The 10,080-nt window shown below is 71.0% G+C and carries 6 protein-coding genes and 1 pseudogene; 2 read left to right on the forward strand and 5 right to left on the reverse strand.

All coding sequences use genetic code 11. The features are described from left to right. Positions 1-174: 174 nt before the first annotated feature. From ACWER9_RS31035 to glgA, 5 genes and pseudogenes are all read right to left on the reverse strand, one after another. Positions 175-705 (reverse strand): DUF6036 family nucleotidyltransferase, encoded by a 531-nt coding sequence (locus tag ACWER9_RS31035; RefSeq protein ID WP_452305194.1) that lies wholly within the window; start codon positions 703-705, stop codon positions 175-177. Beyond that, on the reverse strand, positions 702-1,064 hold the full coding sequence (locus ACWER9_RS31040) for a hypothetical protein (protein WP_452305195.1): 363 nt from the start codon (positions 1,062-1,064) through the stop codon (positions 702-704). Before ACWER9_RS31040 ends, ACWER9_RS31035 begins: the two co-directional genes overlap by 4 nt. A 101-nt stretch (positions 1,065-1,165) precedes the next feature. Beyond that, complete coding sequence (gene glgB, locus ACWER9_RS31045; protein ID WP_452305196.1) at positions 1,166-3,268, reverse strand: 1,4-alpha-glucan branching protein GlgB; 2,103 nt, start codon at positions 3,266-3,268, stop codon at positions 1,166-1,168. 281 nt (positions 3,269-3,549) lie between these two features. Further along, positions 3,550-5,598, reverse strand: a pseudogene (locus ACWER9_RS31050) (maltotransferase domain-containing protein); the annotation flags it as partial. 215 nt (positions 5,599-5,813) lie between these two features. Beyond that, positions 5,814-7,019: a glycogen synthase gene (gene glgA / locus ACWER9_RS31055; protein WP_452305197.1), complete on the reverse strand. Its 1,206-nt coding sequence runs from the start codon at positions 7,017-7,019 to the stop codon at positions 5,814-5,816. Positions 7,020-7,091: 72 nt separating this feature from the next. Between glgA and glgC the strand changes: the two genes are divergently transcribed. Together glgC and pgm are read left to right on the forward strand one after the other, a co-directional pair. Next, positions 7,092-8,324, forward strand: coding sequence for a glucose-1-phosphate adenylyltransferase (glgC, locus tag ACWER9_RS31060; RefSeq protein WP_452305198.1), 1,233 nt, complete (start codon positions 7,092-7,094; stop codon positions 8,322-8,324). A gap of 31 nt (positions 8,325-8,355) precedes the next feature. After that, positions 8,356-9,999, forward strand: a complete 1,644-nt coding sequence (pgm, locus tag ACWER9_RS31065; RefSeq protein WP_452305199.1) for a phosphoglucomutase (alpha-D-glucose-1,6-bisphosphate-dependent) — start codon at positions 8,356-8,358, stop codon at positions 9,997-9,999. The last annotated feature ends 81 nt before the right edge of the window (positions 10,000-10,080 follow it).

Genomic DNA, 10,080 nt, shown 5'->3' on the forward strand with positions numbered 1-10,080 from the left:
CTGCTGTCGGCCGGGCGTGGGCCGCAGGAGTGCGCCTGGGCGCTGAGCCAGCTGCTGCACCGCCTGCGGGGCGAGGGCGCCCGCCGAGGTCTGACCGCCGGCCGGCACGGCGATCCGGTAGTGGTGCAGTGGCTGGGCGAAGCCGAAATGGTCTGGTCGACGGCTTATGCCGGGCTACCGGACGTCGAACACGTCTTCAAGGACAAGCCTCGCCCGGCCGGGGACCTCTTCGTCCGGGAAGATCTCGGCGCAAAGGCCGAGGACCTCTTCGGGGTTGTTCAGCCCGAGGTGCTCCACGAGGAAGCGGATGTCTTCGGCGTCTCGGCGTCGTGCCGCGAGAACCTTCATGGCAAGCAGATGCTCCGGGGACGCCGCCGAGACCCGCAGGCCAGGGTGATCGAAGACTCGTGGTGCCTCCGGGTCCCCGCCAACGGCGACGTACACGCTCGCCTGTTCGTTGAGCCACCACTGCGGCAGCCCTAGCTCATCCGCGACGGCCCGCGCTTCGTCGAGGACGATGCCGTGCGGCTGAAAAACGGCGTCTATGTCGCGCGTCGACCGTCGGGCGTCGTAGGCCAGCGCCATGGCAGCTCCACCGAAGATATACAGGTCGGCGACCACACCGCGCTTCGCCAACCGGTCACCGAGCCGGCGGAAGGCGTCCTCGATGGCAGTACGATCCAGCAGCGGGTCGGGAGCACTCACGCGACCTTCAACTCCTGCGGGGAGATGAACACCCCACGGCGCCGGAATGCCGCAGGCGCGTGCACCACGGCGTCGACGCGGGCGGCGCGCGTGTTGAAGGGAAACCAGAACTGCCGTAGCGACCGCGTCTCGACCCACGAGGGTGCGCCGCGCCCGTCGCGGGCGGAGAGATACTCCGCCAATGCCGCGAGGAAGACATCCCAACGATCGTCACCTGTTGGGGCTGGCTCCTGGATCAGCAGGTCAGCGCGACGCGCGGATGCTTCCCAGCCGTACTCCTCCAGGAACTCCGCCACCAGACGCCACCGCCTGGTGTCGTCGCCCCCGACGAGCAGGACACCCAGCCGTGCGATCGTCATCGGTTCGTACCTCGCCGCACGATTGCTCACGGCGTCAACGCTAGTACAGGTCTGCGCCGATCTGCCGTAAGCCCAACCCTTCCGGCGGTCAGCGGCGACTGTCAGCTCTGGCGGAGCCAGATCGCGCCCAGCGGCGGCACCTGAAGGGCCGCCGAAGCCACCATTCCGTGCCACGGCACGTCCTCGGCGTGCACCGCCCCCAGGTTGCCCACGCCCGACCCGCCGTAGTGGTGGGCGTCGGTGTTGAGCACCTCCTGCCACGTCCCGCCGGCCGGCAACCCGATCCGGTAGTCGTGCAGCGGCTGGGCGGAGAAGTTCGCCACGCAGACGAGCGTCGAGCCGTCCGGGGCGATCCGGACGAAGGACACGGTGTTGTTGGCGACGTCGTCGCCGGCGATCCAGCGGAAGCCGGCTGGTTCGGTGTCCTGCGCCCAGAGCGCCGGGGTGTCCCGGTAGACCCGGTTGAGGTCGCCGACGAGCCGTTGCACGCCGGCGCGGGCCGGGTCGTGCAGGAGGTACCAGTCGAGGCCGCGTTCCTCGCTCCACTCCCGGTCGTCGGCCAGCTCGGAGCCCATGAACAGAAGCTGCTTGCCGGGGTGTGCCCACTTGTACGCCAGCAGCGCCCGCACGTTCGCCAGTCGCTGCCAGGTGTCGCCGGGCATCTTGCCGGCGAGTGAGCCCTTGCCGTGCACGACCTCGTCGTGGCTGATCGGCAGCACGTAGTTCTCGCTCCAGGCGTACGCCAGGGAGAAGGTGAGCTGGTGGTGGTGGTGCTGGCGGTAGATCGGGTCCTTCGAGGTGTAGAGCAGGGTGTCGTGCATCCAGCCCATGTTCCACTTGAACCCGAAGCCCAGCCCGCCGTCGGCGGTGGAGCGGGTGACCCCCGGCCAGGCGGTGGACTCCTCGGCGATCATGACGACGCCGGCGTGGTGCTTGTAGACGGTTGCGTTCACCTCCTGCAGGAACGCGATGGCCTCCAGGTTCTCCCGGCCGCCGTACGTGTTCGGGGCCCACTCGCCGTGGTTGCGGGAGTAGTCCAGGTAGAGCATCGAGGCGACCGCGTCGACCCGCAGCCCGTCGACGTGGAACTGGTCGCACCAGTAGAGGGCGTTGGCGACCAGGAAGTTGCGGACCTCGTTGCGGCCGAAGTCGAAGACGTACGTGCCCCAGTCGGGGTGCTCGCCGCGCCGCGGGTCGGGGTGCTCGTAGAGCGGGGTGCCGTCGAACCGCGCGAGGGCCCACTCGTCCTTCGGGAAGTGCGCGGGCACCCAGTCCAGGAGTACGCCGATGCCGGCCCCGTGCAGCCGGTCGACGAGGAAGCGGAAGTCGTCCGGGTCGCCAAACCGGGAGGTCGGCGCGTAGTAGCCGGTGACCTGGTAGCCCCAGGAGCCGCCGAACGGGTGCTCCATCACCGGCAGGAACTCCACGTGCGTGAAGCCCAACTCGGTGACGTACGCGGTGAGCTGCTCGGCCAGCTCGCGGTAGCCCAGGCCGGGCCGCCACGAGCCGAGGTGCACCTCGTAGACGCTCATCGGCTCCTGGTGCGGCTGCCGTTCGGCCCGCCGGGCCAGCCAGTCCGCGTCGTTCCACCGGTACGTCGAGTGGTGCACCACCGAGGCGGTGGCCGGCGGCACCTCGGCGTACGCGGCGAGGGGGTCGGCCTTGTCCCGCCACTGCCCGTCGGCGCCGAGCACCCGGTACTTGTAGCGGGCCCCGACCCGGGCGTTGGGGACGAACAACTCCCACACCCCGCTGGAGCCGAGCGATCGCATCGGCCAGCCGTCGTCGGCGCCCCAGCCGGTGAAGTCACCGACCACGCGGACCCCCCGGGCGTTCGGCGCCCAGACGCTGAACGCCACGCCCTCGTCGAAGACCCGGGCGCCGAGCGCCTCCCACAGCCGCTCGTGCCGGCCCTCGCGGATGAGGTGCAGGTCCAGCTCGCCGAGGGTCGGTGGGTAGCGGTACGGGTCGTCGTGCGCGGTGCCGTCGACCTCCACCCGGTAGTCGAGCACGGTGCCGTCGACCTGCGCCTCGAAGACGCCCACGTCGTGCACCCGCTTCATCGGGTGCCGCTCGTCGCCGACGAGCAGCACCACGTCGCCGGCACCCCGGCGCATCGTGCGGATCGTCGTCGAGGAGTCGGCCGGGTGCGCGCCGAGCAGCGCGTGCGGGTCGTGCGTCGCGCCGGAGATCAGCTGGTCCATCGGTCGTCCTTCGGGGCGAGAGCGGTCGGCGCGGAGCGGGACGGGCGGGCGGCAGCCGCACGGGCCGCAGCCCGGGACGCCAGCGTGGCCGGCGTCGCCGCCACGCTGGCCGGGGCCTGCGGCGCGGTGGCCGGGGCCGGCGGCGGCTGGGCAGCCGGGGGCTCCGCGACGCTGGCGGGGGGCGACGGTTGGGCGGCTGGGGGCTGCGGCGCGGTGGCTGGGGCCGGCGGCGGCTGGGCAGCCGGGGGCTCCCCGACGCTCGCCGGGGGCGACGGCTCGGTGGCCGGGGCCACCGGGGCGGTGCCGCCGGACAGGTCGTCCGGCACGTCGGCGACGGTGAGGTCCGCCGGTTCGGCGCCCGCGAGCTGCGGTACGACCGGTGGCGTCGGGCGGCGCACGGTCAGCACGTGCGCGGGTTGCAGGTACGGGTCGAGGCGTACCGCGTTGCGCTGACCCCAGTCGTAGCTGGTGCCGGTCAGCTCATCGAACACGGTGAACCGCTCGTGCCAGTCGAAGCCGAGCGCGGGCATGTCGAGGGTGGTGTTGCCCCACTGCACGGTGTGCGAGTCGAACGAGCAGACCACGATGACGGTGTTGCCGGTCTCCGGGTCGTGCTTGGACCAGCACAGCAGCGCCGGGTTGTCGATCTCGTGGAAGCGCAGGTTACGGAGCTGGTGCAGGGCCGGGTTGTCGCGGCGTACCCGGTTGAGGGTGGTGAGGAACGGTGCCAGCGAGCGGCCCTGCGCCTCGGCGGCGGCCCAGTCCCGGGGGCGCAGCTCGTACTTCTCGTTGTCCAGGTACTCCTCCGCGCCCGGCCGGGCCACGTGCTCGAACAGCTCGAAGCCCGCGTACATGCCCCAGGAGGGGGAGAGCAGCGCGGCCAGCACCGCCCGGATCTTGAACATCGGCGGGCCGCCGTGCTGCAACGACTCGTGCAGGATGTCCGGGGTGTTCGGCCAGAAGTTCGGCCGCATGTAGTCGGCCGCCTCGATCAGCTCCTCGCAGTACGCCCGCATCTCGGCGGCCGTCGTGCGCCAGGTGAAGTAGGTGTACGACTGGGTGAAGCCGATCTTGCCGAGGCCGTGCATGATGGCCGGCCGGGTGAACGCCTCGGCCAGGAACAGCACGTTCTCGTCGACCGCCTTCACCTCGGCGATCAGCCAGTGCCAGAAGTCGAACGGCTTGGTGTGCGGGTTGTCCACCCGGAAGATCCGGATGCCCTCGCCGACCCAGTGGAGCACCACCCGCAGCACCTCGGCCCGGATGCCCTCCGGGTCGTTGTCGAAGTTGACCGGGTAGATGTCCTGGTACTTCTTCGGCGGGTTCTCCGCGTACGCGATGCTGCCGTCGGCCCGGGTGGTGAACCACTCCGGGTGCTCGGTGACCCACGGGTGGTCCGGCGCGCACTGCAACGCCAGGTCCATCGCCACCTCCAGGCCCTGCGCCGCAGCCGCCTGGACGAAGGTCCGGAAGTCTGCCGGCGTACCCAGATCGGGGTGGATCGTGTCGTGGCCGCCCTCGGCGGCGCCGATCGCCCACGGCGAGCCCACGTCGGTCGGGCCGGCGGTGAGCGCGTTGTTGCGGCCCTTGCGGTTGACCCGGCCGATCGGGTGGATCGGCGGCAGGTAGAGCACGTCGAAGCCCATCGCGGCGACACCCGGCAGCCGATCGGTGGCGGTCGCGAAGGTGCCGGACCGGCCGCCCACCGCGCCCTCGGAGCGGGGGAAGAACTCGTACCAGGCCGAGTAGAGCGCCCGCTTGCGGTCCACCCAGATGGAGTACGTGTCACCGGCGGTGACCAGCTCCCGCACCGGGTGCTCCCAGAGCAGGTCGGCCAGGGCCAGCGCCGGGCCGACCCGCTGCGCCAGCGGCAGGTCGGTGTCGACGAGCGCGGTGAGCGCGTCGGCGACCCGGGGGCGGTCGGCGTCCGGGACGAGGCCCTGCGCGGCGGTGAGTACCCGGGCGCCCTCGGCCAGGTCGTTGGCCAGGTCCTCCGGCCCCTGACCGGCGGCGATCTTCTTGGTAACCGCGTTCTGCCAGGTCAGGTACGGGTCCTGGAAAGCCTCGACGGAGAAGGTCCACGAGCCGACGGTGTCCGGCGCGATGGTGGCGTGCCAGCGGTCCTGGCCGGGCTCGCCCGGCCGCATCCGGGTGAACGGCCGTTGCTCGCCGTCCGGACCGGCCCACACCACGTTGCAGCCCAGCGCGTCGTGCCCCTCCCGGTAGGCGCGCGCCGACACCGGAACCGGCTCGTCGACCACCGCCTTGGCCGGGTACCGCCCGCACGAGACGACGGGGGAGACGTCTTCGATCGGGAACCGTCCAGTCACCCCGCCAACCTACTGCGCGAGATCCGTTCGCGCGCGGCCAAGCCCGCCGGTCCGCCCCACCCCTGGTGACGCACGGCAGGATCCGCGCACTTCCGGGGAAGTTGCTGCCTCAAGGCGTCGTCGACCCAGCAACTTCCCCGAAGTGAAACCCGAGTTGATCTGCGACCTGATCGGCATCGCTGCTTCGAGTTCGTCGTACCGCGCTGTCGTCTCTCTCAGGCCGCGCCGACCGAGCGGTAGACCTCCAGGGTCTGGCGGGCGATGGCGTCCCAGGAGAAGTGCTCGACCGCGCGCCGCCGGCCGGCCAGGCCGAACCGCTCGGTTCGCGCCGGGTCGGCGAGCAGGGTGTTGACCGCTGCCGCCAGGTCTGCCACGAACTTCTCCGGCTCCAGCGGGGTACCGGACCCGTCGGTGGCCTGCTCGATCGGCACCAGCAGGCCGGTCTCGTCGTCGGCCACCACCTCGGGGATGCCGCCGGTGGCGGTCGCCACCACGGCCGTCTCGCAGGCCATCGCCTCCAGGTTGACGATGCCCATCGGCTCGTACACCGACGGGCAGACGAAGACCGTGGCGTGGGTGAGCACCTGGATCACCTCGGGCTTGGGCAGCATCTCGGCCACCCAGACCACGCCGGAGCGGTTGGCCAGCAGCTCGGCGACAAGCTCCTCCACCTCGGCGGCGATCTCGGCGGTGTCCGGTGCGCCGGCGAGCAGCACGAGCTGGGTGTCGGCCGGCAGTTCCCGGGCGGCCCGCAGCAGGTAGGGCAGCCCCTTCTGCCGGGTGATCCTCCCCACGTAGACCACGCTCGGTCGGGACGGGTCGACGCCGAGCCGGTCGAGCACGTCGGTGCCGGAGTCCGGGGCGTACTGAATGGTGTCGATGCCGTTGTAGACCACCCGGACCTTCGACGGGTCGATCTGCGGGTAGGCGGTGAGCACGTCGCTGCGCATGCCCCCGCTGACCGCGATCACCGCGTCGGCGGCCTCCATCGCGGTGCGCTCGATCCAGGAGGAGAGCGCGTAGCCGCCGCCGAGTTGCTCAGCCTTCCACGGCCGCAGCGGCTCCAGGCTGTGCGCGGTCACCACGTGCGGCACCCCGTGCAGCAGCTTCGCGGTGTGCCCGGCCATGTTCGCGTACCAGGTGTGGCTGTGCACCACGTCGGTGCCGGCCGCGCCGGCGGCCATCTCCAGGTCCACGCCCATCGTGCGCAGCGCGGCGTTCGCACCGGTCAGGCCGGGCGGTTCGGGGTACGCCGTGACGCCCGGCTCGGAACGCGGCTGGCCGAAGCAGTGCACGCGGACGTCGGCGAGCCGGCGCAACTCCCGGGCCAGGTACTCGACGTGCACGCCCGCGCCGCCGTAGACCTCCGGCGGATACTCGCGGGTGAGCAGGTCGACGCGCAGCGGGATGGGTTCCGTCATGACCCCGCACCCTAGTGCAGAAGAGTCCCCGTACGAGTGGTGAAGTGCGACGCGGGTGGATAGCGTCGGGGCATGGCTGCCAAGGTGCTCGCGATCGTCCTGGCGGGTGGGGAGGGCAAGCGCCTGATGCCACTCACCACGGACCGGGCCAAGCCGGCCGTCCCGTTCGGCGGGATGTACCGCATGGTCGACTTCGTCCTCTCCAACCTGGCCAACGCCGGCTATCTCAAGATCGTCGTGTTGACCCAGTACAAGTCCCACTCCCTCGACCGACACATCACCAAGACCTGGCGGATGTCGACGCTGCTCGGCAACTACGTGACCCCGGTGCCCGCGCAGCAGCGTCGTGGCCCGTGGTGGTTCGCCGGCTCGGCCGACGCCATCTACCAGAGCTTCAACCTGATCAACGACGAGCAGCCCGACTACGTGATCGTCTTCGGCGCCGACCACATCTACCGGATGGACCCGCGGCAGATGGTGGAGGACCACATCGCCTCCGGTGCCGCCGTGACCGTCGCCGGCATCCGCCAGCCGCTGTCGACCGCCGACCAGTTCGGTGTCATCGAGGTCGCCGAGGACGGCAAGCGGATCCGGGCGTTCCGGGAGAAGCCCACCGACGCGGTCGGCCTGCCCGACGCGCCGGACGAGATCTACGCCTCGATGGGCAACTACGTCTTCACCACCCGGGCGCTCTGCGAGGCGGTCGAGCGCGACGCCGAAGACAAGACCAGCAAGCACGACATGGGCGGCAGCATCATCCCGATGCTCGTCGAGCGGGGCGAGGCGAACGTCTACGACTTCCGTGACAACGAGGTGCCGGGCAGCACCGACCGCGACCGCGGCTACTGGCGGGACGTGGGGACGCTCGACTCGTTCTACGACGCGCACATGGATCTGATCAACGTGCACCCCGTCTTCAACATGTACAACTTCGACTGGCCGATCTACACCGAGCAGTTGCCGTGGCCGCCGGCGAAGTTCGTCCACCAGTGGGGTGAGCGGGTCGGCCGCGCGGTCGGCTCGATGGTTTCCCCGGGCGTGGTGATCTCCGGCTCGTTGGTGGAGAACTCGATCGTCTCGCCGAAGGTGCGGGTGCACTCCTGGGCGCACGTCGAGGGCTCGGTGCTGATGGAGGGTGTGGAGATCGGCCGCCACGCGGTGGTCCGGCGGGCCATCCTGGACAAGAACGTGTTCGTCCCGGAGGGCGTCGAGATCGGCGTCGACCTGGAGAAGGACAGGCAGCGCTACACCGTCTCCGACAACGGCATCGTGGTGATCGGCAAGGGCCAGAAGGTCGTGCCGTGACCGACCCGCACTCCTCGAGGAGGATCCCGCAGTGACCCACCCCCGTGCCGGCCAGCCCGCCCAGCCCGCCGACCTGGTCGACGTGCCGCGCCTGGTGACCGCCTACTACGCCGAGCACCCGGACCCCGCGGACCCGGCGCAGCAGGTCTCCTTCGGCACCTCCGGCCACCGCGGCTCCAGCCTGCGCAACGCGTTCAACTCCGACCACATCCTCGCGGTCACCCAGGCGCTCTGCGACTACCGGCGGGAGCAGGGCCTCGACGGCCCGCTGTTCCTCGCCCGGGACACCCACGCGCTCTCCGCGCCGGCCGCGGTGGACGCCCTGGAGGTGCTCGCCGCAAACGGGGTCACCGTGCTGGTGGACAGCCGGGACGGCTACACCCCGACGCCGGCCCTGTCGCACGCGATCCTCACCCACAACCGGGGGCGGACCAGCGGGCTCGCCGACGGCATCGTGATCACGCCGTCGCACAACCCGCCCGACGACGGCGGCTTCAAGTACAACCCCACCAACGGCGGGCCGGCCGACACCGACGTGACCCGGTGGATCCAGGACCGGGCCAACGCGATCCTGGCCGCCGGGCTCAAGGAGGTCCGCCGGATCACCTACGCGCGGGCGCGGGCCGCGGACACCACCGGGGAGTACGACTTCCTCGCCAACTACGTCGACGACCTGCCGGCGGCGATCGACATCGACGCGATCCGCGACGCCGGGGTGCGGATCGGCGCGGACCCGCTGGGTGGGGCGAGCGTGGCGTACTGGGGTGAGATCGCCGAGCGACACCGTCTGGACCTGACCGTGGTCAACCCGACCGTCGACCCGACCTGGCGGTTCATGACCCTGGACGGCGACGGCAAGATCCGGATGGACTGCTCCTCGCCGAACGCGATGGCGTCGCTGATCGCCGCCCGTGCCGACTTCCAGATCTCCACCGGCAACGACGCGGACGCCGACCGGCACGGCATCGTCACCCCGGACGCCGGGCTGATGAACCCCAACCACTACCTGGCGGTGGCGATCGGTCACCTGTTCCGTACCCGTACCGAATGGGGCCCGGCCGCGGCGGTGGGCAAGACGCTGGTCTCCTCGTCGATGATCGACCGGGTCGCCGCCGACCTGGGCCGGCCGCTGCTGGAGGTCCCGGTCGGCTTCAAGTGGTTCGTGCCCGGCCTGCTCGACGGTGCGGTCGGCTTCGGTGGCGAGGAGAGCGCCGGAGCGTCGTTCCTCCGTCGCGACGGCTCGACCTGGACCACCGACAAGGACGGCCTGCTGCTCTGCCTGCTCGCCGCCGAGATCCTGGCCACCACCGGGCGCAGCCCGAGCGAGCACTGGGCGGAGCTGGCCGAGCGCTTCGGCGCGCCCGCGTACGCCCGGATCGACGCCCCGGCCACCCGCGAGCAGAAGGCCGTGCTCGGCAAGCTCTCCCCGGAGCAGGTCACCGCCACCGAGCTGGCCGGCGAGCCGATCACCGCGACGCTGACCACCGCCCCCGGCAACGGCGCGCCGATCGGCGGCCTCAAGGTCAGCACCGAGTCCGGCTGGTTCGCCGCAAGGCCCTCCGGCACGGAAGACGTCTACAAGATCTACGCCGAGTCCTTCCAAGGCCCCGACCACCTAAAGAAGATCCAGGAAGAAGCCAAGTCCCTGGTAGACCAAGCCCTAACAAACCCCTAACCCCTGATCCCACCCCACCCCCCTGATCCCACGTTGATCAAGAGGTTTGCGTCACGACACGCCGGGCAGCGTGACGCAAAC

The organism is Micromonospora sp. NPDC003944 (assembly GCF_053605225.1).

Coding starts and splice junctions, on each gene's coding strand:
- ACWER9_RS31040 (WP_452305195.1), bottom strand. CDS start 1,064: ATGACGATCGCACGGCTGGGTGTCCTGCTCGTCGGGGGCGACGACACC.
- glgA (WP_452305197.1), bottom strand. CDS start 7,019: ATGACGGAACCCATCCCGCTGCGCGTCGACCTGCTCACCCGCGAGTAT.
- glgB (WP_452305196.1), bottom strand. CDS start 3,268: ATGGACCAGCTGATCTCCGGCGCGACGCACGACCCGCACGCGCTGCTC.
- glgC (WP_452305198.1), top strand. CDS start 7,092: ATGGCTGCCAAGGTGCTCGCGATCGTCCTGGCGGGTGGGGAGGGCAAG.